General features: G+C 40.3%; 27 protein-coding genes. 26 read left to right on the top strand and 1 reads right to left on the bottom strand.

Translation table 11 applies throughout. The annotated features are described in order from the left end of the window. Positions 1-344: 344 nt before the first annotated feature. The 11 genes from A4245_RS16035 to rsmI all read left to right on the top strand — a co-directional run bounded on the left by A4245_RS16035 (position 345) and on the right by rsmI (position 7,765). Positions 345-536 carry a sigma factor G inhibitor Gin gene (locus tag A4245_RS16035; protein WP_067729747.1) on the top strand — a complete coding sequence of 64 codons (192 nt, stop codon included), beginning with the start codon at positions 345-347 and terminating at the stop codon, positions 534-536. A gap of 109 nt (positions 537-645) precedes the next feature. Then, on the top strand, positions 646-2,061 hold the full coding sequence (locus A4245_RS16030) for an aminotransferase class I/II-fold pyridoxal phosphate-dependent enzyme (RefSeq protein ID WP_067729745.1): 1,416 nt from the start codon (positions 646-648) through the stop codon (positions 2,059-2,061). A 16-nt stretch (positions 2,062-2,077) separates the two neighbouring features. Beyond that, complete coding sequence (gene tmk / locus A4245_RS16025; RefSeq protein WP_067729743.1) at positions 2,078-2,704, top strand: dTMP kinase; 627 nt, start codon at positions 2,078-2,080, stop codon at positions 2,702-2,704. Positions 2,705-2,719: 15 nt separating this feature from the next. Then, positions 2,720-3,049: a cyclic-di-AMP receptor gene (locus A4245_RS16020; protein WP_067729741.1), complete on the top strand. Its 330-nt coding sequence runs from the start codon at positions 2,720-2,722 to the stop codon at positions 3,047-3,049. A gap of 33 nt (positions 3,050-3,082) precedes the next feature. Further along, positions 3,083-3,514: a YaaR family protein gene (locus A4245_RS16015; RefSeq protein ID WP_067729739.1), complete on the top strand. Its 432-nt coding sequence runs from the start codon at positions 3,083-3,085 to the stop codon at positions 3,512-3,514. A gap of 65 nt (positions 3,515-3,579) precedes the next feature. Then, entirely contained in the window at positions 3,580-4,569 is a 990-nt protein-coding gene (holB, locus tag A4245_RS16010; RefSeq protein ID WP_067729737.1) for a DNA polymerase III subunit delta', read from the top strand. A gap of 4 nt (positions 4,570-4,573) precedes the next feature. Beyond that, positions 4,574-5,398 (top strand): PSP1 domain-containing protein, encoded by an 825-nt coding sequence (locus A4245_RS16005; protein WP_067729735.1) that lies wholly within the window; start codon positions 4,574-4,576, stop codon positions 5,396-5,398. Between the two features lie 14 nt (positions 5,399-5,412). Further along, positions 5,413-5,760 carry a DNA replication initiation control protein YabA gene (gene yabA, locus A4245_RS16000; protein WP_067729733.1) on the top strand — a complete coding sequence of 116 codons (348 nt, stop codon included), beginning with the start codon at positions 5,413-5,415 and terminating at the stop codon, positions 5,758-5,760. Between the two features lie 128 nt (positions 5,761-5,888). Further along, positions 5,889-6,632 (top strand): tRNA1(Val) (adenine(37)-N6)-methyltransferase, encoded by a 744-nt coding sequence (locus tag A4245_RS15995; protein ID WP_067729731.1) that lies wholly within the window; start codon positions 5,889-5,891, stop codon positions 6,630-6,632. Beyond that, complete coding sequence (locus tag A4245_RS15990; protein WP_067729729.1) at positions 6,622-6,912, top strand: GIY-YIG nuclease family protein; 291 nt, start codon at positions 6,622-6,624, stop codon at positions 6,910-6,912. The genes A4245_RS15995 and A4245_RS15990 overlap by 11 nt, the downstream gene beginning before the upstream one ends. Next, complete coding sequence (gene rsmI, locus A4245_RS15985; RefSeq protein WP_067729727.1) at positions 6,890-7,765, top strand: 16S rRNA (cytidine(1402)-2'-O)-methyltransferase; 876 nt, start codon at positions 6,890-6,892, stop codon at positions 7,763-7,765. The genes A4245_RS15990 and rsmI overlap by 23 nt, the downstream gene beginning before the upstream one ends. A gap of 83 nt (positions 7,766-7,848) precedes the next feature. Here rsmI and A4245_RS15980 read toward each other — a convergent pair whose 3' ends face one another. Continuing rightward, a complete protein-coding gene (locus tag A4245_RS15980) occupies positions 7,849-8,124 on the bottom strand; it encodes an AbrB/MazE/SpoVT family DNA-binding domain-containing protein (protein ID WP_067729725.1) in 276 nt (91 codons plus the stop codon). Positions 8,125-8,474: 350 nt separating this feature from the next. Here A4245_RS15980 and metG point away from each other — a divergent pair, with 350 nt between their 5' ends. The 15 genes from metG (at position 8,475) to pth (ending at position 22,756) form a co-directional block, all read left to right on the top strand. After that, positions 8,475-10,496: a methionine--tRNA ligase gene (metG, locus tag A4245_RS15975; protein WP_067729723.1), complete on the top strand. Its 2,022-nt coding sequence runs from the start codon at positions 8,475-8,477 to the stop codon at positions 10,494-10,496. A 56-nt stretch (positions 10,497-10,552) separates the two neighbouring features. After that, positions 10,553-11,320, top strand: a complete 768-nt coding sequence (locus tag A4245_RS15970; protein WP_067729751.1) for a TatD family hydrolase — start codon at positions 10,553-10,555, stop codon at positions 11,318-11,320. A 269-nt stretch (positions 11,321-11,589) separates the two neighbouring features. After that, entirely contained in the window at positions 11,590-12,834 is a 1,245-nt protein-coding gene (locus A4245_RS15965) for a G5 and 3D domain-containing protein (protein WP_067729721.1), read from the top strand. Between the two features lie 115 nt (positions 12,835-12,949). Beyond that, positions 12,950-13,516 carry a ribonuclease M5 gene (rnmV, locus tag A4245_RS15960; protein WP_067729719.1) on the top strand — a complete coding sequence of 189 codons (567 nt, stop codon included), beginning with the start codon at positions 12,950-12,952 and terminating at the stop codon, positions 13,514-13,516. Further along, positions 13,509-14,387: a 16S rRNA (adenine(1518)-N(6)/adenine(1519)-N(6))-dimethyltransferase RsmA gene (gene rsmA, locus A4245_RS15955; protein WP_067729717.1), complete on the top strand. Its 879-nt coding sequence runs from the start codon at positions 13,509-13,511 to the stop codon at positions 14,385-14,387. Before rnmV ends, rsmA begins: the two co-directional genes overlap by 8 nt. 140 nt (positions 14,388-14,527) lie before the next feature. Next, positions 14,528-15,403, top strand: coding sequence for a sporulation peptidase YabG (gene yabG / locus A4245_RS15950; protein ID WP_067729715.1), 876 nt, complete (start codon positions 14,528-14,530; stop codon positions 15,401-15,403). A gap of 232 nt (positions 15,404-15,635) precedes the next feature. Continuing rightward, a complete protein-coding gene (gene veg, locus A4245_RS15945) occupies positions 15,636-15,899 on the top strand; it encodes a biofilm formation stimulator Veg (protein WP_067729713.1) in 264 nt (87 codons plus the stop codon). Positions 15,900-16,071: 172 nt separating this feature from the next. Further along, the gene (locus A4245_RS15940; protein ID WP_067729711.1) at positions 16,072-16,251 is read left to right on the top strand and encodes a small, acid-soluble spore protein, alpha/beta type; all 180 of its coding nucleotides are present in this window, start codon (positions 16,072-16,074) and stop codon (positions 16,249-16,251) included. A 176-nt stretch (positions 16,252-16,427) separates the two neighbouring features. Further along, entirely contained in the window at positions 16,428-17,279 is an 852-nt protein-coding gene (gene ispE / locus A4245_RS15935; protein WP_067729708.1) for a 4-(cytidine 5'-diphospho)-2-C-methyl-D-erythritol kinase, read from the top strand. Between the two features lie 65 nt (positions 17,280-17,344). Then, complete coding sequence (purR, locus tag A4245_RS15930; RefSeq protein WP_067729706.1) at positions 17,345-18,175, top strand: pur operon repressor; 831 nt, start codon at positions 17,345-17,347, stop codon at positions 18,173-18,175. Positions 18,176-18,333: 158 nt separating this feature from the next. Then, entirely contained in the window at positions 18,334-18,624 is a 291-nt protein-coding gene (gene spoVG / locus A4245_RS15925; protein WP_067729704.1) for a septation regulator SpoVG, read from the top strand. 234 nt (positions 18,625-18,858) lie between these two features. Further along, the gene (gene glmU / locus A4245_RS15920; protein ID WP_067729702.1) at positions 18,859-20,238 is read left to right on the top strand and encodes a bifunctional UDP-N-acetylglucosamine diphosphorylase/glucosamine-1-phosphate N-acetyltransferase GlmU; all 1,380 of its coding nucleotides are present in this window, start codon (positions 18,859-18,861) and stop codon (positions 20,236-20,238) included. A 15-nt stretch (positions 20,239-20,253) separates the two neighbouring features. Further along, positions 20,254-21,207, top strand: coding sequence for a ribose-phosphate diphosphokinase (locus A4245_RS15915; protein ID WP_067729700.1), 954 nt, complete (start codon positions 20,254-20,256; stop codon positions 21,205-21,207). A 225-nt stretch (positions 21,208-21,432) separates the two neighbouring features. After that, the gene (locus A4245_RS15910) at positions 21,433-22,068 is read left to right on the top strand and encodes a 50S ribosomal protein L25/general stress protein Ctc (RefSeq protein WP_067729698.1); all 636 of its coding nucleotides are present in this window, start codon (positions 21,433-21,435) and stop codon (positions 22,066-22,068) included. Between the two features lie 124 nt (positions 22,069-22,192). Beyond that, entirely contained in the window at positions 22,193-22,756 is a 564-nt protein-coding gene (gene pth, locus A4245_RS15905) for an aminoacyl-tRNA hydrolase (RefSeq protein ID WP_067729696.1), read from the top strand. Positions 22,757-22,784 lie beyond the last annotated feature (28 nt).

Here is a 22,784-nt window from a genome sequence, read left to right as displayed (position 1 = left end):
GGCATAGGTGAGACACTGAAATGCGTGATTCTTGAAGGGGCTCACCAGCCGCCCGCGAAAATGACCAGAGCGGTCGCCGAAGTAACTTGTTTCCATTATCAGCTACAGATTTATCGTAAACAGAAGTTACGTCGCAGTTTAAAGATACTGTGCCACTAACACATTTTTTTAGAAAACAGCCTTATTTAAACAAGCTTAGGGATTGAACGTAATCATCTAGAGACCTTTTGATGACCCGCAAACCATAAAAATATGAAACATTACATTTGTTTCCTTGTTTCAAAGTTTTCCTGTATAAATTCCGTTGAATTAGGAGATACTATTTTTAAAACGGAGGTGGGGAAATGAAACAAGCTGATTCCTTTGAGCATTGTGGGATTTGTGAGGAAGAAAAAGCAAAGGGCATCCATTTATATACGATGTTTATTTGTACAGAATGCGAGTATAATATGATTCATACCGAGCCAAGAGAAGAAAAATATAATTACTATCTGCATAAATTAAAAAATATCAATCAACCGAAATTATTTTCATAGAATTCTAATCAAATCAAAACAAGATTAATGGAAGTCTTTGCTTGCAAAGGCTTTTTTTGTTGAATTAGTATATAAAAAGAAATGAAGAGCAAGGGAAGGAGCTTTAAAAATGAAAGCTGATCACCGCAATACGCCGATTTTCCAAAGAATAAAACAATTTTCAGCTGATTCGCCGCTATCTTTCCATGTGCCTGGACATAAGAATGGGACTGTATTCCCGCATGGCCCTTATGAATACTTTGAAGAAATACTGAAACTGGATGTAACAGAGCTGCCTGGTCTTGATGATCTTCATGCTCCTAATGATTCGATTGCTGAAGCGGAAGGTTTAGCATCCGATTTTTTCCGTTCCGATCATACATTTTTTCTGGTTGGCGGGAGTACTGCTGGAAATTTGGCAATGATATTAGCTGTTTGTTCTGCTGGAGATAAAGTAATTGTACAGAGAAACAGCCATAAATCAATTATAAATGGGCTGGAATTGAGCGGTGCCAGGCCGGTTTTTGTCTCTCCGAAGTATGATAAAGAGGCAGACAGATATACTAACCCAAGTATGTCTGCATTACGTGAGGCGATCCGAAAACATTCCGATGCAAAAGCAGTGGTACTAACCTACCCGGATTATTTTGGAAAAACATATCCAATCAAGGAAATGATAGATTTGGCACACGAGTTCCATCTTCCGGTTCTTGTGGACGAGGCACATGGCGTACATTTTTCGTTAGGGGAGCCTTTTCCTTTATCTGCACTGCATTTAGGAGCCGATGTGGTCGTTCAGTCTGCCCATAAGATGGCACCGGCAATGACAATGGCTTCCTTTTTACATATAAAATCAACTTTAATAAAAAAAGAGCGTATTGCCCATTTCCTGCAAATGATTCAATCCAGCAGCCCATCTTATCCGCTAATGGCTTCATTGGATATTGCGCGCTCCTATTTAGCTACTTTAGATTCCGCACAGATAACATCCATCCTGCACAGCACTAAAAATGTAAGGGATCTATTGCAAACTGCAAATTATGGGGAAGTGCTTGTCGCAGATGACCCGCTAAAGATAACGTTTCACGTGAAACAAGGCCTCTCCGCCAAAGAAGTCGCGGGGTTATTGGAGGAGAGGAAAATTTATCCTGAACTTGTGACACATAATCAAATATTATTCATTCACGGTCTAAAACCATTGAAACAAGTCGAAGCATTGAAAAAAACAATAAAAAGCATAGAGGAACAATTAAAAAATCGTCCAAATCATGCTACAATAGAGATAGCAAAGCTTTTTCCGCAACCAATCCAGGAATTGGCTTTGTCCTATCAGGAAATGAATACATTACCATATCGACACGTGTCCTTCACGGAAGGCATCGGACATATAGCAGCTGAGGCGGTCACACCATATCCGCCGGGAATTCCCCTCATTCTTAAGGGCGAAATGATTACGGCAGCACATATAGAAATAATTGAACAACTTCGTGAGCAGGGTGTCAGAATCCAGCAGCGCGAAAAAGGAATCAGGATTTTCAGCAAGTGATGAAGGAGACACATACATGAGCGGTTATTTTATAACATTTGAAGGTGGCGAGGGTGCAGGTAAGACATCAATTCTCCATACAATAAACACAAAACTAAAAAGTTTGGGATATGATGTAATAACGACACGCGAACCTGGCGGCATTCAAATAGCTGAGCAAATTCGCAGCATAATCCTTAACCGGCAAAATACCGAAATGGAAGAACGAACAGAAGCACTTCTTTATGCAGCAGCACGCAGACAGCATCTGGTGGAAAAGGTACTGCCTGCGCTTGAAGAGGGGAAGATAATTCTTTGTGACCGTTTTATAGACAGCAGCCTGGCTTATCAGGGGCATGCAAGGGGCTTGGGGATGGATGAGGTTTTTACCATGAATCAATTTGCCATAAAAGATTGCATGCCAGATCTGACTTTATTTTTTGATATCGATCCAAAAAAGGGTTTGGACCGTATCGCAGCGAATAAAGATAGAGAAAGAAATCGTCTGGATTTCGAAAATATCGAGTTCCATAATTTAGTTTATGAAGGTTATCAGATCCTTGCAGAACGATTTCCGGACCGTATCCGGACGATTGATGCGGACCAAACGATGGAGGCTGTCGAAAAGGCTGCTTTTGATCGAATTATCTCTTATATAAAATAAAGGGGGCTTATGTACATGAAATTGATCATAGCCGTTATTCAGGATAAGGATTCCAATCGACTTGTCAATGCTTTGGGTGAAGGCGATTATAAGACTACAAAGCTTGCGACGACTGGAGGGTTTTTGAAAGAAGGCAATACCACCCTAATGATTGGTTGTAATGATGATGAGGTGGATGATGCCCTTGAGATTATTAAGGATAACTGCTCACACCGTGAACAAATGGTAGCTCCGATTTCACCAATGGGAGGAAATGCAGACTCCTATATACCGAAGCCTGTTAAAGTTGAAGTAGGTGGAGCAACCGTATTTATTCTGCCGATCGAATCATTCTTTCAGTTTTAATTATAAACAATAGCTATGAGGGGGGCTGAACCAGTGAAAATCACCAATGAGATACAAACGAAGACAGAGCCGAAGTACACACGCCCGGCGAATACAGATAACCAGAGTTTCAACAGAATGGTTCAGTCACACACACAAAGCTTAAAGCAACAGGAATTACAGCAGCTGATTCAAAATATCACTGTACAAGGAAACAAACTATCCCGCTACCGATCATTTCGGGAGCTTGCAAAATTTAAGCGAATGGTCAAAGATTTCTTGCAGGAAACAGTAAACAATGGTTATAGTATGCAGAACTCACACAGTTTTGGTTTAAACGGTAATCGCAATTTGACTATTTTCAAACAAGTTGATGAAAAATTAATAGAACTTACGGAAGAAATCATGAATCAAGAAAAGAAGACAGTAGATATCCTGGGAATAATTGGAGAAATTAAAGGATTACTGATTAATATATATACGTAACTTTAACTTCGAACACTGACAAATGATGTAGTGTCAAGGAAAGTTTAGACTTGGGGCGGGTACTTATGGAGAAATGGTCTGAGGTTGCAGAATTGCAGCCGTTAGCTAGCAGAATTATAACAAACAGCATAAAAAAAGGCCGGGTTTCTCATGCGTATTTGCTTCAAGGTGATCGTGGAACAGGAAAAGGAGCAATCGCATTATTGATTGCGAAAGGGCTGTTCTGTACAAATAAATCAGGAGTTGAGCCCTGTAATGAATGCAACAACTGCAAGCGAATAGCTTCTGGTAACCATCCGGATGTTCATTGGATTGAACCGGAAGGGCAATCAATCAAAATAGAACAAGTGAGAAATCTGCAAAAGGAATTCACTTATTCAGGTGTGGAATCGAATCAAAAAGTTTATATTATTAAAGATGCAGATACACTTACGGTCAATGCAGCGAACAGGATTCTCAAATTTTTGGAAGAACCTAGCAAACAGACAACAGCAATCATGCTGACAGAGAACAGTCAGTCCATTATTCCGACGATTCGCTCACGCTGCCAGGTTGTCGACCTGCAACCGTTGAATACAGGTTATTTTCAAAACCTGCTTATGGAGCAGGGAATGGCAAAGAATGACGCCGTTTTAATGAGTGCCTTAACAAATAATCTCGATGAAGCTTTCAGATGGAATGAAGATGAGTGGTTTGCAGAAGCAAGAAAATTAATGGTACAATTGGTTGAACTGTTTACGATAAAGCCGGAAGACGTCTATCTCTTTATTCACAATAACTGGGTTCCTCATTTTAAAGAACGAAAAGAACAGGAGCAGGGATTGGATTTATTGCTTTTGGCTTTTAAAGATATCCTATATTATCACATAGGAAATGATGAAGCATATGCTTTTTTTACCCCGAATGATGAATTGGTCGAGAAGGCCGCAATGTCCTTTTCCCAGGAACAATTGGTGAATATTTTGAATCTCGTCCTGAAGGCTAAAAGGAAATTGAAGCAAAATGTTCAACCCACACTTGTGATTGAACAACTGGCACTTCAAATACAGAGGTGAAATAATGATAGAAGTTATAGGTGTTCGCTTTAAAAAAGCGGGTAAAATATATTATTTTGACCCGGGGAAAGAGAGTATATCCCTGGATAGTTACGTGATTGTAGAGACCGTGCGCGGCATTGAATTTGGGAAGGTAGTCATAACCAATAAGCATGTCGATGAAGAAGATGTGGTCCTTCCTTTAAAAAAGGTGATTCGTGTTGCTGATGAGAAGGATAAACTTACCGTAGTAGAGAATCAGGAACAAGCTGGAAAAGCTTTTCACATCTGTTCAGATAAAATTGTACAGCACAAGCTGGATATGAATCTGGTAGAGGTTGAATATACATTCGATCGGAACAAAATTATTTTCTATTTTACGGCAGACGGCCGGGTCGATTTCAGAAACCTTGTAAAAGATCTTGCTTCCATGTTCAAAACGAGAATTGAACTGCGTCAAATAGGTGTACGTGATGAGGCAAAAATGCTCGGTGGTATTGGTCCATGCGGAAGGATGCTCTGTTGTTCGACCTTTTTGGGAGACTTTGAACCGGTATCAATCAAAATGGCAAAAGATCAAAACCTTTCCTTGAATCCGGCGAAAATTTCCGGATTATGCGGAAGACTGATGTGCTGCCTCAAGTATGAAAACGATGATTATGAAACAGCGAAGCGTGATTTGCCGGATATTGGGAAAGCTATTAAAACCCCATACGGAAAAGGAAAAGTAGTCGGTCTGAATATACTTGAGCGACTTGTCCAAATTGAAATTCCGGAAAAAGAACGCGTTGTGGAATATACATTAGATGAACTAATAGATGAAGGAATTTTAGCGCAAGCCACAGAATGATGAGGTGAGTGGGCGTGGGGAACAGAGAAATATTTGATCAAGTATCCGATATGGAAAAGCAAATTGGCGAGTTGTATGAGCAGCTTGGTGATTTGAAAGGAAGATTAAGTGATCTTCTCGAGGAAAATCATCGTCTTGCTGTTGAGAATCACAACTTGCGCAACCATCTGGACCATACAGAAGCAGTTGCAGAGAAATCTTCACAAAAGGATTCTGCAAAAGGAAGTCTTCCTGGTGAAGGATATGACAACCTTGCACGATTATATGAAGAAGGTTTCCATATTTGCAATTTGGAATTTGGCAGCCCGCGAAGGAACGAGGACTGTATATTCTGTCTTGATTTCTTCGATAAAACAAAATAAATTTCTTTCTGCACTGCTTGCAGAAAGTATTCCATTGCTGTCTCAAATTAGAGGCAGCTTTCTTTTCACTAAAAGGAACAAACTTCCGGGCATTTCATATTAAATTGGATGTAAATAAGGAGTAAATGATGGTACAGTTATTTGATGATGAACGAATTGATTATTTATTGGCTGACGAAAGCATGCAGATTATCCAAAGTCCCACTGCTTTCGCCTTTTCCCTTGATGCCGTATTACTTGCACATTTTGCCTATGTTCCGGTAAAAAGAGGAACTATTTTGGATTTGTGTTCGGGAAATGGGGTCATCCCGCTACTGCTTTCAAAAAGAACAAATGCGAGCATTACAGGCGTAGAGATACAGGAAAGAATCTTTCAAATGGCTAAAAGAAACATAGAGCTGAATAAGTTAAATGAACAACTACAGATGATTCACGGAGATTTGAAAGAGATGCAGCCCATATTAGGACAGAGCAGCTTTGATGTGGTAACCTGCAATCCGCCATACTTTAAAACACCGTCAACCACGGAGCATAATCACAATGAATATTTGACTATCGCCAGGCATGAGGTTTTTTGTTCATTGGAAGACGTCGTCAAAGCCTGCAAATTGCATGTCAGACCTGGAGGGAAAGTGGCAATGGTTCATCGGCCGGGAAGGCTTGTTGATATCATGGAACTTTTCAGGAAATATAAATTGGAACCGAAACGTATGCAGCTTGTTTACCCAAAGAAAGGAAAAGAAGCCAATATGCTTTTGGTCGAAGGTATCCGTGATGGAAAAGCTGATTTGAAAATATTACCTCCATTATATATATACGAAGAAAACGGGTCTTACACAAAAGAAGCAGAGGATATTATTTATGGCAGCTGAACATGTCGTATACATACTGCGATGCAAAGATGATACACTTTATACTGGATATACGAATGATCTGGGAAAACGACTGAAAAAGCATGAAAGTGGTAAAGGGGCAAAATATACGAGAGGCAGAGGGCCATTCGAGGTAGTTTTTGTCGAAAAATTTACGGAGAAGGAAGCGGCCATGCAGAAGGAATACCAGATCAAACAACTTTCCCGAAATGAAAAAATGGCACTCATCCGGGATTTATCGAAGGAAGGTTTACCGAATGAAAATACAAAAAAGCTTTGAGGATGAAACCAAAGGTGCATTGTATGTCGTTCCAACACCGATTGGAAACCTGGAAGATATCACATATCGCGCATTGAACATTTTACGCTCTGCTGATCTGATAGCTGCAGAAGACACAAGAAACACAAAAAAGCTTCTAAATCATTTTGAAATTCCAACATCCTTAATCAGCTACCATGACCACAATAAACTTGCACGTGAAGATCAGTTGCTTGACCGTATCGATAATGGGGAGCTGATTGCTTTAGTCAGTGATGCAGGAATGCCGGCAATATCTGATCCTGGATATGAAATCGTCCAAGCTGCCATTGACAGGAATCAACGTGTTGTTGTCCTTCCTGGTGCGAATGCCGCTTTATGCGGACTTGTCGGATCAGGTCTGCCTGCTGGAGAATTTTATTTCTACGGATTTCTTCCAAGGAAAAAGAAAGACAAGGCTGAAGAATTAAACCGGTTGAAACGAGTGCGTGCCAGCCTTTTGTTTTATGAATCACCCTATCGAATCAAAGATACATTAAAGGCTATCCATGAACAGCTTGGTATAAGGCGCGTTACAATTGCCCGTGAACTAACGAAACGGTTTGAAGAGTATGTACGTGGAACAAGTGAAGAATTGATTTCCTGGGCTGAAGAAAACGAGATTAGAGGCGAATTTGTCATTGTCGTTGAAGGTCAGAACGATGGAGCGGAAGACGATGAGGATTCTGTATGGTGGGAGGATCTAACCATTGTGGAACATGTTGACCATTATATAGTAGAAAAAGGACTTTCCAATAAAGAAGCTGTCAAACAGGCCGCAGTAGATAGAAGCATACCGAAACGGGATGTCTATCAACACTATCATATTAAATAAAAAGAGAGTTGACGTGCCGTATGCAGGCGTCAGCTCTCTTTGCGCTGTAAGTATTGTTTTGCCATTATTTGATATATGGCGGGTTAGTTTAATCGTGATTGTATCTCATCCAGTAGTGCCTGTGCACCTTCAGGACTGAGCACCAGCTTCCCATTTGCCAATGAGAGGTTCTCTTCAGAAACTTCACCCGTAATTTGGCAAGTCATATTGGGTTTATACTTTTTCAAAATGATTTTATCGTTATCCACGTAAATTTCCATTGTATCCTTCTCATGGATATCCAGTGTACGACGAAGTTCAATTGGTATGACCACTCGGCCTAGTTCATCGACCTTACGCACAATTCCAGTAGACTTCATTGTTTCCTCCCCTAAGGTTTGTAAAATACGGATAAAAGCTTTTCAAATGGGGCTTTCATTCATATTTTCCTGTATATTTTTCTTTGTTATAAAAAAAACGTCACACTTCGACATCTATATCAGAAATAGAATACCAACAATAATTTGTCGTGTCAATAAAATTGTAGTATTAGTAAGAAAATTTTTTTTACTTAATGACGGTTTAATGCAGTTGAAACTTGGTGAAATTAGATGATATTCAAACAGCCTGCCAATCTGCTCAGATATTGCACAGTATTTGGCAAATTACGTTATAATAGCTACAATAGATTTTATAACATAATGATGGTATGGATGAAGGAGGTATATGTATGTCGAAAAAGGAAAAAACTTTCTATATAACGACACCAATTTATTATCCGAGTGGTAAGCTACATATTGGTAATGCTTATTCCACCATTGCCTGTGACGTCATGGCACGTTACAAGAGAATGAAAGGCTTTGATGTCTTTTATTTGACAGGCAGTGATGAGCACGGACAAAAAATTGAACAAAAAGCAAATGAGTTGAATACTACACCCCAGGCGTATGTAGATGATATGGCTGAGGGAATGCAGAATTTATGGAAATTACTTGAAATCAGTAATGATAAGTTCATTCGCACAACAGACCCGGTCCATAAAAAAGTAGTTGCAGATATCTTTGAACGCTTTTTGGCACAAGGAGATATCTATCTCGATGAGTATGAGGGCTGGTACTCTATCCCTGATGAAACTTTCTATACAGAAACACAACTCGTTGATACCGAACGTGATGCCGATGGGAACGTCATTGGCGGTAAATCACCAGACAGTGGGCATCCGGTTGAATTGATTAAAGAAGAATCCTACTTCTTTAAAATGAGCAAATATGCTGATCGCTTGCTGGATTATTACAATTCACATCCTGATTTTATTCAGCCTGAGTCACGCAAGAACGAAATGATCAATAATTTCATTAAACCGGGTCTGGAAGATTTGGCTGTATCACGGACTGTCTTCTCCTGGGGAATAAAGGTACCAAGCAATCCGAAACATGTAGTCTATGTCTGGATCGATGCTTTAGCGAATTATATTACTGCACTTGGCTATGGTACGGAGGATCAGAAACTTTTCGACAAATTCTGGCCGGCGGATGTACATATGGTTGGTAAAGAAATTGTACGTTTCCATACAATTTATTGGCCGATTATGCTGATGGCTTTGGATTTACCATTACCGAAAAAAGTCTTCGGCCATGGTTGGCTGTTAATGAAAGATGGAAAAATGTCGAAATCCAAAGGAAATGTCGTTTATCCGGAAATGCTGGTGGAACGATATGGTTTGGACGCACTGCGTTATTACCTGATGCGTGAGGTTGCATTCGGCAGTGATGGCGTCTTTACACCGGAAGATTTTGTTTCCCGTGTGAATTACGACCTGGCAAATGATTTAGGTAATCTGTTAAACCGTACGGTAGCTATGATTAATAAGTATCTTGATGGAAACGTCCCAGCATATAAGGGAAATGTAACTGCCTTTGATGAAGAGTTAAAAGCAACTGCCGAGAAATCAATCGCAGCATATCAGGAAGAAATGGAAGAAATGCAATTCAGCAGTGCACTCAGCCATGTCTGGACCTTGATTTCCCGTGCAAATAAATATATAGATGAAACGGAACCGTGGAAACTTGCGAAAGAAGATGGAAAAGCGAAGGAATTAGCAAGTGTGATGGTGCACCTGGCAGAAAGCTTACGTGTATCGGCTGTTATGCTCCAGCCGTTCCTGACCCATGCACCGACAAAGATTTTCACGCAACTGGGTGTGGATGGAGATGCAGCAGGAAATTGGGAAACAGTTAACTTTGGCGGATTCCCGGAGAATACGACCGTAGTTAAAAAAGGAACACCTATCTTCCCTCGTCTGGATTTGGAAGAAGAAGCAGCATATATTCGCGAGCAAATGGCTGGAGGAGCGCCGGAAGCTTCTGAGGAAGAAGAAACGGAATGGGATCCGACAGAAACGGAACTCCTCTCCGCAAAAGAGAAACAAATTAAATATGATGACTTTGATAAAGTTGAATTAAAAGTGGCAGAAGTCATTGATTGTGGGAAAGTCGAGGGTGCCGATAAATTATTAAAATTCCGTCTGGATGCAGGAGACAAGGACCACCGTCAGATATTGTCGGGTGTTGCATCTTCTTATCCAGATCCGGAACAGTTGATCGGTAAGAAGGTTGTTATCGTAGCTAATTTAAAACCACGTAAAATGCGTGGCGAAATTAGTCAGGGCATGATTCTGTCTGCCGAAAAAGAAGGTAAATTACAGGTGATCGAAGCACCGTCCGATGTGCCTAATGGCTCTGAAATAGCATAATGTCAGAAACCCTGCTGAACGTTCAGTGGGGTTTCTAAATGAAAGGATGGATAGCATTGTTATTTGATACCCATGTACATTTAAATGCAAGACAGTTTGAGGAAGACCGGGAAGAAACCATTCAGCGTGCGTTTGATGCAGGTGTGCAATATATGGTTGTTGTAGGTTTTGACCGGGAAACCATTCCACTTGCCATAGAAATCGCAGAGCAGAAGGAGACAATCTATGCGGCGGTCGGCTGGCATCCGGTTGATGCGATTGATATGACTGAACAGGATCTTGAATGGATAGAAGAATTGTCAGCACATCCAAAGGTTGTAGCAATTGGTGAGATGGGATTGGATTATCATTGGGATAAATCACCGAAAGATATTCAAAAAGACGTATTTCGGAAGCAGATCCGCCTGGCCAAAAAGGTCAAGATGCCAATTATCATCCATAACCGGGAGGCTACAGAAGATATCATCGAGATTCTGCGTGAGGAAAACGCTGCCGAAGTAGGGGGTATCATGCATTGCTACAATGATTCCGCAGATTATGTCCAGGCATGCTTGGATATGAATTTTTACATCTCCCTTGGTGGACCTGTTACTTTCAAAAATGCTCCATTACCGAAAGAAGTTGCCAAACAAGTACCATTGGATAAACTTTTGATAGAAACCGATGCACCATATTTGGCGCCTCATCCGAATCGCGGAAAACGCAATGAACCAGCCTATGTCAAATTGGTAGCGGAACAAATAGCTGAACTAAGAGAAATGGATGTTAATGAACTGAGTGAAATCACCACAAAAAATGGACTTTCTTTATTTAACATTACGTAATATTTAACATAGGAATGTAAAACTATGTCATATATTGACAGCACACCGGCTGGAGAAGGGGATTGATGCTTACATCACTCCTCTTTTTTTACGTGTTTTGTAATATTTGATAAATCCTCATATAGCAACGGTTGGGACTATTAAATTTGGTTAATTTTAGCATTTGGACGACCCCCTGTAATGAAATTGTAAACTAATCGTAAACGGAATTGCTTTGACTTCAAATATTTCTGTCTATATAATCGGTTGGGAATAAAGGAGGCAAAAGCATGAGATTAATTCAAAAGCTAATGCCGGCATCGAAACAGAAGCTGGTTATTTCAAGTATTGGTGTTTTAGCGCTAATTCTATTTTCTGGATTTGTACTATTTGAAGCAACGAAAGCGGAAGTAGTTTTTGCAGATAACGGAAAAGAAAAAACGGTAACAACACACACAAATACAGTAGGCAGCTTGCTTGAAGAGTTAGGAATAACCGTTGGAAAACACGATGCATTATCCCATGAGATGGATACGCTTATCGAAAGTGGAATGACCATCAATTACGATACTGCCAAGAAGGTAATTGTCAGTATTGATGGGGAAGAAGAGATTTATCATACGACTGCTGAAACAATAGAAGCTTTTTTTGAAGAAGCAGAGCTTTCATTTTCCAATCATGATTCCATTTCACATAATACAGCAGAAGCAACCGAGGATGGTTTACATATAGAAATTTCCAAAGCATACGAAGTTACCATTAATGACGGTGGTGAAGAAAAAAAGGTATTGGCAACAGGCGGCACGGTGAAAGATCTGCTCGATGAAGCTGAAGTAAGATTCGATCAAAACAGTAATGATATCGTTAAACCTGCACTTGATGCAGAAGTATCAAAAGGAAATCCAATTACAATCGTACGTGTCAGTGAAGATGAAGAAGTAGTTACCGAAACACTTGCATTTGACACGGAGAAACGTGAAGACGACACTCTCTTAGAAGGAAACGAAAAAGTCATTTCTGAGGGTGAAAAAGGATTCGTCGAAAAGATCTATAAAATTACGAAACACAATGGGGAAGAAGTGGAACGCGAGCTTGTCACCGAGGATGTTACCGAAAGTGTCAATCGTGTGGTTGCTGTCGGTACAAAGAAAGAACCGGAGCCAAAGTCAGAAGCAAATCTTGTAACATTATCAAGTAAGGAATCAAACAGTCCAGCTAACTCCTCTGGAAGCAGCAGTGCAGGTGGGAAAACCATGACAATGACCGCCAGTGCGTTTACTGCAGAGTGCAGTGGCTGTTCGGGGTATACTGCTACAGGCATTAATCTGAAGGCAGATCCGAATAGGAAGGTAATTGCCGTTGACCCAACTGTAATCCCTCTTGGAACCAAAGTATGGGTGGAGGGTTATGGAGAAGCGATCGCTGGTGACACTGGCGGGCATATAAAAGGAAATCGTATTGATATCCATGTTCCAAACAAATCTGACGCCTATTCCTGGGGAGTTAAGACGGTGCAAGTAAAAATTATCGACTAATTATATGTTTGTAAAAAATGGGATAAAATGCTCTTATCATGCTATGATGATAAGAGCATTATTTTATTTTGTACGAAAGCTTCAGTCATGTAAATGTTCATTGGAGGAAATATTTTTGAAAATCAAAGAAATAATTGTTGTTGAAGGAAGAGATGATACTGCAAGAATCCGTCTGGCAGTTGATGCGGATACGATTGAAACGAATGGTTCAGCAATTAATAATGATACCCTGATTCAAATAAAACACGCGAAAGAAAAGCGTGGTGTAATTATTTTTACCGACCCGGATTATCCCGGTGAGCGTATACGACATATCGTCGATCAGGCTGTTCCGGGATGCAAGCATGCGTTTCTTACAAGGGACCAGGCCAGATCAAAGAAAACAAAGAACAAAAGCCTTGGAATTGAGCATGCGTCCATTGAAGCGATACGGGACGCATTGCAAGATGTATATGAGTTAGCGGAAATAAGCGAAACTGAAATAACTAAAGAAGATTTAATCACATATGGGCTGCTTGGAGGAGCTGCATCAAGTGTGTTAAGGGCAAAGCTTGGTGAACGGCTGCAAATCGGACATACTAACGGAAAACAGCTTCTAAAGCGGCTAAATCAATTCCAAATTACGAAACAGCAATTTGAGCAGGCAGTAAAAGCAGTGCAACAGGAGGAAAAAGATGTCTAAAAAATATATAGCTACTCCTACCAAAACAAAAGAAATCTTAAATAAATACAAGTTCTCTTTTAAAAAGAGTCTAGGTCAAAATTTTTTAGTAGACGTAAATGTATTGGAAAATATTATTAAGCACGCAGGAATAGACAACTCTGCAGGAGCCATTGAAATTGGTCCCGGAATGGGAGCATTGACGGAACAGCTGGCTATACACGCTGATAAAGTTGTTGCCTTTGAAATTGATCAGAGGCTTTTGCCCATACTTCGAGATACGTTACAGGATTATTCGAATGTCGAAATCATCCACCAGGATATCCTAGAGGCAAATGTGGCTGAAGTGATTCACAGCCATTTCAGACCAGGACAGGCTGTTCATGTAGTAGCAAATTTGCCGTACTATATTACGACGCCTATTTTAATGAAGCTGGTACGGGATAAGTTACCGGTTACAAGTTTGACCGTGATGATCCAAAAGGAAGTAGCAGAACGAATGGCAGCACAGCCAAATAGTAAAAGTTATGGTTCACTGACGATTGCCGTACAGTATTATACGGAAGCGAAAATCGTTATGAGCGTGCCCAAGGGAGTGTTCATGCCACAACCGAATGTCGATTCAAGCATTCTGCGACTGGTTATACGTGCACAACCACCTGTTCAAGTAGAAGATGAGGATTTCTTCTTTAATCTTGTTCAGGCAAGTTTTGCACAACGAAGAAAGACATTGCGCAATAATTTATCCAGTTATTTCAAGGAACAGTATACAAAAGATAAAATTAACGAAGTTCTTGAAACGGTTGGAATTGATGGAACGAGACGTGGAGAGTCGCTAAATATGGAAGAATTCGCCCTTCTCGCCAATACGTTTTATAACATCAATCAATGACCTAGAAAAAAGCCATTGCCTCCTTGGAAGCAGTGGCTATTTCTTATTCGCCTAAACAATTCCATTTATGTATCCAGTAAGGAACAGGAGCCCTTCCCTACTCATAGTCTATAGAAGATTGAAGTCTAAGAGGTGGATATATGGGTATAACGACTGGTGAACTTGTTACACGCAAATCTTATAATCATGACCTGCTGTTTCGTGTAGCGGCAATTAAAAAGGATATAGCAATCATACAGGGAGCGGAAATGCGCCTCGAGGCAGATGCCCCAATGGATGACCTGGTCATAGCGAATGGAAGGGAGCTTATTAAAAGGCAGGAGAAGGAAAAAGAGAAAGAGGAGTTTTCCTATCGCTTGTTCCGGCAGGATTTTCAGCTGATGAAGGAAAAAAGAACCTATCAATCAACTGACGGTTACCTGAATGAGGGGAAATTCTTTCAATTGCCTGCTAAAGTCCTTCATTTGGATGGAGATCAGACATATTTAAGAAAATGCATTTCTTTATATCAACGTATCGGTCTGCAGGTTCATGGAATCCATATCCATGAAAAGGAAATGCCTGATGAGATTGGAAATCTGGTGGAGCGAATACAGCCTGATATTATTGTTATTACAGGGCACGATTCCTATTCAAAAAACAAAGGATTAAAAAACGACTTACATGCATACAGACATTCGAAGTATTTTGCCGAAACGGTAAGAGAGGCAAGGAGAATCAATCCCAATCTGGATCAGCTCATCATTTTTGCTGGAGCATGTCAATCTCATTTTGAATCGCTGATCCGTGCAGGTGCTAATTTTGCCAGCTCTCCTTTAAGGGTAAATATTCACGCTCTCGACCCTGTTTATATTGCAGCAAAAATTGCCTATACTCCTTTTATGGAAAGTGTCAGTGTATGGGATGCACTGAGGAATACACTTACCGGAGATAAGGGAATGGGTGGAGTTGAGACAAGAGGTCTGCTCCGGACTGGTATGCCTTATCTTGCGGAAAATGAAGAAGAACAAGAGTGAAAAAGGCCACTCCTTTTTGATGAAAAGGGAGAGGGCCTTCAATGGTTTGGATGGACAAGTATGAATAAAATTTTTCGGCAAAATCATACATATATTGTTAATAATTACAAATAATATAGGAAATAGACAAATTTTATTGTTGACAGGAAAAATAACTTACTGATATAATATTAAGTTTTATTTGACTGTTGGACGTGTTTATGTTAGAATAAACTTAGTGAGGTGGAGTCTAGTGGCTAAAACATTAATCGAAATTAAGCAAGGTCTTGAAAGTCATGTAGGTAAAAGGTTGAAATTAAAAGCCAACGGTGGCAGAAGGAAAACGATAATTCGTTCGGGAGTCTTGGCAGAAACGTATCCTTCCGTCTTTATCGTTGAGCTTGACCAAGACGAGAATGCATTCGAACGTGTTTCATACAGCTATGCAGACATTTTAACAGAAACGGTAGAGTTAAATTTCCTTGAAGGAAATAAAGCGTTATTAATGGAACAGTAGGCATCTGTCTACTGTTTTTTCTATTTTCCCCTTCATTCCTGACAAGATACTTATCTGATTGAAGTATTAAATATTTCCTTTACTACATACTTCTGACTGGTGTTTATCTAAGAAATCGGCACAAGCTAACAATGTCGTAAGAAGAACTCAAACAGAAAGGGGTTGTTCTTTCATGGGAAGACGCAGAGGGATCATGTCAGACCGTTTGAAAGAAGAAATTGCCAAAGAGTTAGGTTTTTACGACACGGTGCAACAGGAAGGCTGGGGCGGCATTAAGTCAAGGGATGCCGGAAATATGGTGAAACGGGCTATTGAAATAGCCGAGCAAAATATGCAAAAAGGCAGATCCTAAAGGATTTGCCTTTTTGCATAAAAAAATAACAGAGCGGTCGCGTACGAACAAAAGCGGTGGAGACTGTTCAGTGCATATCCAAATAAGCTCTTAACTACACTCTGTTCGCCTATGAATTTTTATTATGGTACAATTATTTATATTTTCGAGGACGGACAAGGTAGGTGGTGATTGCAATGACTATATTAGAGAAAGCCCCGGCGAAGATTAATCTATCTCTGGATGTATTAAGAAAAAGAGATGATGGATACCATGATGTCGAGATGATTATGACATCGATAGATCTGGCTGACCGCATTGAGTTGGATCGGTTGAATGAAGATCGAATTGATATTTCTCTGGAGAGCAGATATGTACCGAGTGATGAACGGAATTTAGCTTATAAAGCTGCTCGGGCATTCAAAAATAAATACGGGATTACGGAAGGCGTTCATATAAGCATTGAAAAGAGTATACCAGTCTCAGCCGGCCTTGGAGGCGGAAGTGCAGATGCTGCGGCTGTTTTGCGGGGGCTTAACCGATTATGGTCATTAAATATCCCATTTGATGAGTTAGCAGATCTTGGTTCAACGATTGGAGCGGATGTTGCCTTTTGTGTATATGGGAACACAGCGATAGCAAGGGGATATGGAGAAAAAATCGAAAAGTTGCCTTCTCCTCCCCCATGCTGGATTATTTTGGCAAAACCGGACATTGGTGTCTCTTCCCGGACGGTTTTCGGGCACATTGAACTGGAGAAAATATCGCATCCTGACACGAATGCAGTACTTGCAGCTTTAAAAGAAAAGGATTTCAGCAAAATGTGCAGAAATATAGGCAATTCTCTGGAGGATATAACGTTTGGCTTACATCCGGAAGTTTTGCGCATTAAAGAGGCGATGGTTCATGCAGGGGCTACGGGAGTTCTTATGAGCGGAAGCGGACCGACAGTTTATGGACTGGTTGAGCAGCAGAATAAGGCAACTCGCATATATAATGGCATGCGCGGTTTTTGTGATGAAGTATACTTAGTTCGATTATTGGGGTAAACATTGCCAAAATACGTATAATAATGATATATTATTATTTAAATATACGGTTTTGGGGTGTAATAATGAAAAGAAGCAATAGATTGGTTGTATTAACTGATTTTTTCCTGGAAAACCCGAGAAAACATATCCAGTTACCATATTTCGTGAGTCTTTGTAAGACGACTAAATCTTCCATCAGTGAGGATTTGGATATTATTAATGACGTTTTCCAGAACCAAGGTATGGGTTATCTTCAGCGATCCACTGGCGCTGGTGGAGGCGTGAAATATATTCCCGAATTCTCACATACAAACAGCAAGGAATTTATCGAAAAATTACGGAAGAAGCTGGAGGATTCATCGAGGATTTTGCCTGGTGGCTATCTGTATATGAGTGATTTGCTGGGAGACCCTAAAACAGTTAGGGAAATAGGGCGTGTTTTTGCTTCAGCATTTTCAAAAATGAACATTGATGTAATTGTAACGGTTGCAACAAAGGGGATTCCATTGGCATATGCTGTCGCGGCATTTCTGAACGTTCCGGTCGTAATAGCAAGAAGAGACCCCAAAGTGACAGAAGGCTCATCCGTGAGCATTAACTATGTGTCTGGTTCTTCCCGTAAAATACAAACGATGGTATTGCCAAAAAGAAGTCTTGAAGAAGGTGCAAACGTATGTATCATCGATGACTTTATGAAAGCGGGCGGAACAATTACAGGTATCATTAATTTGCTGTCAGAATTCAATGCGAGGGTTCAGGCAATTGGTGTGCTTGCAGAAGCGGATGATGAAGAAGAAGAACGTGTGATCAGTAATTACACCTCTTTAGTAAAAATATCGAATGTCGATATCAAGGAAAACAAAATTGAAATTCAAGCCGGTAATTATGTAGAAAATCATAAAGAAACTGAGTAATAAGTGCACTAACTAGAGACAATTCCCCAGAGCTTTTTCCTTTTGATGCATATCACATATTTAAAATATTTAATTTTTTTCAATTTTAAGCAGGAATTTCAAATTGTTTTGTTGAAATAGTTAAAGTAAGTTCAAAAGGGAAAAGGTGGTGAGACATCATGGAAGTAACTGACGTTAGATTGCGCCGCGTTAATACAGAGGGCAGAATGCGAGCTATTGCATCTATTACGTTGGATCAGGAGTTTGTAGTCCATGATATACGCGTAATCGACGGTAATAGTGGATTATTTGTTGCAATGCCGTCAAAAAGAACTCCTGATGGGGAATTTCGGGACATAGCACATCCGATTAATTCAGGAACACGTTCTAAAATTCAAGATGCAGTTTTGGAAGAATACCGTCGTGCGGGTGAAAGTGAAGTAAACTATGAAGAAGCTGGGGCTTCTTAAAAAAGATTTAAAATAATTATGATGATGAAGACGGGTCAAATCTGCTAAAGGTTGGCCTTCTTTTTTTGTCTTCTGTAGTTATTATCCTCCTGGTTGGGTAAATATTGGAAACAATATTCACAACTTCTTCACTTTTCTCATTTGAGTAATGCCTCACCGCTGTCTTCTGTTGAAATCATATGTTTTTTACGATATATTTTAAGGTGGATATTTAGAAATGATGGAGGTTTCCTTATGACTAATCGTTTTGCCGTTATTCTTGCAGCAGGGCAAGGAACTAGAATGAAATCAAAGCTTTATAAAGTTTTACATCCAGTTGCAGGTCGTGCAATGGTGCAACATGTTATAGATCAGTTAAATACAGTAAAATTAGATAAAATGGTTACAGTTGTAGGTTTTGGAGCGGAAAAGGTTAAAGAGCAGATTGGACAGGTAAGTGAATATGTTATCCAGGAAGAACAGCTGGGAACAGCACATGCAGTCCAACAGGCAGAAGATTTATTGAAAGATAAAGAAGGTACTACCATTGTCGCCTGCGGTGATACCCCATTAATTACAGGTGAAACGTTCCAGGCACTGTTCAATCATCATGAACAGGAAGGGGCAAGTGCGACTATTCTGACTGCAAAGACAGACAAGCCTGCAGGATATGGAAGAGTCATCCGGAATGACGTGAATGAAGTGGAGCGGATTGTTGAACATAAGGATGCAAATGAACATGAACTTCTGGTCAATGAGATTAATACGGGGACATATTGCTTTGATAACCAGGCATTATTTGCTGCATTGCAGGAAGTTTCCAATGATAATGCACAGGGAGAATACTATTTACCAGATGTTATTGAAATTATGAAGAAAAAAGGGGAAAAGGTCAGTGCATTCTTAACACCCGACTTTGAAGAAACGTTGGGCGTTAATGACCGTGTCGCATTGGCAGAAGCTGAAAAGACGATGAAAAAACGTATAAATGAACAACATATGCGTAACGGTGTAGCTATTATCGACCCTGACCAAACCTACATCGAACCGGATGTTGTTATTGAATCGGATGTCACGATTTATCCAGGCTCCATCTTAAAAGGAAATACGATGATAAAGTCTGATGCTGAGATTGGACCAAACAGTGAAATTTCCAACTGCCATATTGGAGAAGGAACGGTTGTAAAACAGAGTGTAGCAAATGACAGTAAAATTGGTGACCGCGTAAAAATTGGTCCATTTGCCCATATCAGACCGGATTCGATAGTTGGTGATGATGCCAAATTAGGTAACTTCGTAGAAATTAAAAAGACCGTACTGGGCGACAAAAGTAAAGTGTCCCATCTGAGTTACATCGGAGACGCGGAAGTTGGAAGCAATGTGAACATTGGTTGTGGTACAATAACAGTAAACTATGATGGAGCGAATAAATTCCTGACCACAATTGAAGATGACGCATTCATCGGTTGTAACTCCAACCTGATTGCTCCAGTTACCGTCGGAAAAGGATCGTATATTGCAGCTGGATCAACCATTACAGAAGACGTGCCAGAAGATGCTCTGTCAGTTGCAAGAGCAAGACAGACAAACAAAGAAGGCTATGTAACAAAATTAAAAAACAGAAAAAAAGATTAACGGAGGTTATATTTCATGGCATCTAGCTACAAGGATCCATCGTTGAAGGTGTTCTCGCTTAATTCCAACCCTAAATTGGCAGAGGACATCGCAGCTCATATAGGGACAACACTCGGTAAATGTACGGTATCAAGATTCAGCGATGGAGAAGTCCAGATCAATATTGAGGAAAGTATTCGTGGTTGCGACGTTTATGTAGTCCAATCAACATGTGCTCCGGTTAATCAACATATTATGGAACTGTTAATCATGATTGATGCACTGAAGCGTGCATCAGCAAAATCGATTAATATTGTAATGCCGTATTATGGCTATGCAAGACAGGATCGAAAAGCAAGATCACGTGAGCCGATTGCCGCTAAACTGGTAGCAGATTTAATCGAAACTGCAGGAGCAAACCGAGTTATTACACTTGACTTGCATGCACCGCAAATTCAGGGATTCTTTAATATCCCGATCGATCACTTGCAGGGTGTTCCCATTTTATCAAGCTACTTTGAAGCGAAAAACCTCGAAGATCCCATTATCGTATCACCGGATCATGGCGGTGTGACCCGAGCTCGCAGAATGGCTGACCGCCTGAAGGCACCTATTGGAATCATCGATAAGCGCCGTCCACGGCCGAATGTGGCGGAAATCATGAATATTATCGGAAATATCGAAGGAAAAACTGCTATTTTGATTGATGATATTATTGATACAGCGGGAACGATTACCCTTGCAGCAAATGCATTGATTGAAAATGGAGCTAAAGAGGTATATGCTTGCTGTACACACCCAGTACTATCAGGGCCGGCAATTGAGCGTATTGACAATTCGCAAATAAAAGAATTGGTTATTACAGACACGATCCCGCTTCCGGAAGAAAAACACAGCGGCAAAATAACGATTCTCTCCGTAGCACCGTTAATCGGGGAAGCAATTATCCGGGTGCATGAATTGCAGTCTGTAAGTATCTTATTCGATTAATTGTTTAGATAGACCGTATTTGGGGTATTAATTGACAGGTAGAAAGTTAAACCTACCTGTCAGCATAAATGCAACTAAGGCTGTCACCGAAAGTGTTGATGACACCCAGTTTTTTTCTTGATACTGACACGTTTTGACTCCACGAATGAACATATGTGAAAGAATAGAAAGACGAATACTTAACTATTTGAAATGATGTTTTAAAAAATATGGAGGATGATTACTATGGCAGTAAAATTAAAAGCAACGAAACGGGAAAATCTAACAAAGTCAGCAACAAAAGAGATCAGACTTAGCGGGCATGTTCCGGCGGTTATCTACGGCAAGGCAAAGGACCCGAAAAATGTTGCGGTAGATAGTATTGAATTAATAAAAACGGTCCGTGATGAAGGGAAAAATGCTATAATTTCATTAGAAGTAGAAAATGACGATTCAGTGGATGTAATGCTTCACGATTATCAAATCGATCCTATTAAGGACCAGTTAATACATGCTGACTTTTACATTGTCAACATGTCTGAGGAAATGGATGTTGAAGTTCCGATCAGACTGGAAGGCGAATCGCAAGGTGTCAAAGCAGGCGGGGTCTTGCAGCAGCCATACTTTGAGCTTCAAGTAAGAGCAAAACCAGGTAACTTCCCTGAAGAAATCACGGTTGATGTGTCTGGGTTGGATATAGGAGACAGTCTTACTATTGCCGATATAACCTCCGGTGGGACATATGAAATTCTTGATGATTCAGATGCAACCATCGCTACAGTATTACCGCCTACGAAGGAAGAAGATTTCGACTCAGATGCTGATGAAAGTGCAGAACCAGAACTGGTCGGAGCTGAAAAAGAAGAAAAAGAAGAAAAATAAGAATAAATCCTTATAGCATAGCAACGAAAGACCCTCCTTTAAGAAGCTGAGAGAATATCGATTTCTTAGCAGGAGGGATTGTTGTTTTGGATCCATTTATAAAACTGGAGAAGGAAGAAGTAAAATGAAATGTATAGTAGGACTAGGCAATCCAGGAAAAAAATATAAGCACACCAGGCACAATATTGGTTTTATGGTTATTGACGAGCTTTTGGAGCGTAATCGATGGAGTCTTAACAAATCAAAGTTCAATGGCGATTACTCGATGGAAATCTTTGAAGGGGAAAAGGTCATTCTTCTTCAGCCACAAACCTATATGAATCTCTCCGGTGAATCGATTCGCCCTTTGATGGATTATTATAATGTGGAGCATGATGATGTCCTAGTCATTTATGATGATCTTGATCTGCCAACTGGAAAGATCCGTCTCCGTCAAAAAGGGGGCCATGGCGGGCATAATGGGGTAAGATCGACAATCGATCACCTAGGCACGAAAGAATTTAAGCGTATTCGCATAGGTGTAGGGAGACCAACATCACCTATTCCGGTAGTGGACTATGTTCTGGGTTCTTTTCCGAAAGCAGAACATGATGATGTTGTATCAAGCATCAGAAATTCCGCAGATGCCTGTGAGGCTTGGTTGAAGGGAACACCATTCATAGAAGTGATGAATGAATATAACAATTGATACATAGGCTTATACATGTTCAGCAGTC

It is taken from the genome of Oceanobacillus damuensis, from assembly GCF_001618145.1.
In the GTDB taxonomy this organism is placed as follows: Bacteria; Bacillota; Bacilli; order Bacillales; family Amphibacillaceae; genus Oceanobacillus; species Oceanobacillus damuensis.
The sequence above is the reverse complement of the archived record's forward strand: the minus strand, read 5'-3'. Positions and strand labels throughout refer to the sequence as shown.

Bases quoted from the DNA above. Each gene is read 5' to 3' on its own strand.
- A4245_RS16035 (WP_067729747.1), top strand. From the start codon at position 345: ATGAAACAAGCTGATTCCTTTGAGCATTGTGGGATTTGTGAGGAAGAA.
- A4245_RS16030 (WP_067729745.1), top strand. From the start codon at position 646: ATGAAAGCTGATCACCGCAATACGCCGATTTTCCAAAGAATAAAACAA.
- tmk (WP_067729743.1), top strand. From the start codon at position 2,078: ATGAGCGGTTATTTTATAACATTTGAAGGTGGCGAGGGTGCAGGTAAG.
- A4245_RS16020 (WP_067729741.1), top strand. From the start codon at position 2,720: ATGAAATTGATCATAGCCGTTATTCAGGATAAGGATTCCAATCGACTT.
- holB (WP_067729737.1), top strand. From the start codon at position 3,580: ATGGAGAAATGGTCTGAGGTTGCAGAATTGCAGCCGTTAGCTAGCAGA.
- A4245_RS16005 (WP_067729735.1), top strand. From the start codon at position 4,574: ATGATAGAAGTTATAGGTGTTCGCTTTAAAAAAGCGGGTAAAATATAT.
- A4245_RS15995 (WP_067729731.1), top strand. From the start codon at position 5,889: ATGGTACAGTTATTTGATGATGAACGAATTGATTATTTATTGGCTGAC.
- A4245_RS15990 (WP_067729729.1), top strand. From the start codon at position 6,622: ATGGCAGCTGAACATGTCGTATACATACTGCGATGCAAAGATGATACA.
- rsmI (WP_067729727.1), top strand. From the start codon at position 6,890: ATGAAAATACAAAAAAGCTTTGAGGATGAAACCAAAGGTGCATTGTAT.
- A4245_RS15980 (WP_067729725.1), bottom strand. From the start codon at position 8,124: ATGAAGTCTACTGGAATTGTGCGTAAGGTCGATGAACTAGGCCGAGTG.
- metG (WP_067729723.1), top strand. From the start codon at position 8,475: ATGTCGAAAAAGGAAAAAACTTTCTATATAACGACACCAATTTATTAT.
- A4245_RS15965 (WP_067729721.1), top strand. From the start codon at position 11,590: ATGAGATTAATTCAAAAGCTAATGCCGGCATCGAAACAGAAGCTGGTT.
- rsmA (WP_067729717.1), top strand. From the start codon at position 13,509: ATGTCTAAAAAATATATAGCTACTCCTACCAAAACAAAAGAAATCTTA.
- yabG (WP_067729715.1), top strand. From the start codon at position 14,528: ATGGGTATAACGACTGGTGAACTTGTTACACGCAAATCTTATAATCAT.
- A4245_RS15940 (WP_067729711.1), top strand. From the start codon at position 16,072: ATGGGAAGACGCAGAGGGATCATGTCAGACCGTTTGAAAGAAGAAATT.
- ispE (WP_067729708.1), top strand. From the start codon at position 16,428: ATGACTATATTAGAGAAAGCCCCGGCGAAGATTAATCTATCTCTGGAT.
- purR (WP_067729706.1), top strand. From the start codon at position 17,345: ATGAAAAGAAGCAATAGATTGGTTGTATTAACTGATTTTTTCCTGGAA.
- spoVG (WP_067729704.1), top strand. From the start codon at position 18,334: ATGGAAGTAACTGACGTTAGATTGCGCCGCGTTAATACAGAGGGCAGA.
- glmU (WP_067729702.1), top strand. From the start codon at position 18,859: ATGACTAATCGTTTTGCCGTTATTCTTGCAGCAGGGCAAGGAACTAGA.
- A4245_RS15915 (WP_067729700.1), top strand. From the start codon at position 20,254: ATGGCATCTAGCTACAAGGATCCATCGTTGAAGGTGTTCTCGCTTAAT.
- A4245_RS15910 (WP_067729698.1), top strand. From the start codon at position 21,433: ATGGCAGTAAAATTAAAAGCAACGAAACGGGAAAATCTAACAAAGTCA.
- pth (WP_067729696.1), top strand. From the start codon at position 22,193: ATGAAATGTATAGTAGGACTAGGCAATCCAGGAAAAAAATATAAGCAC.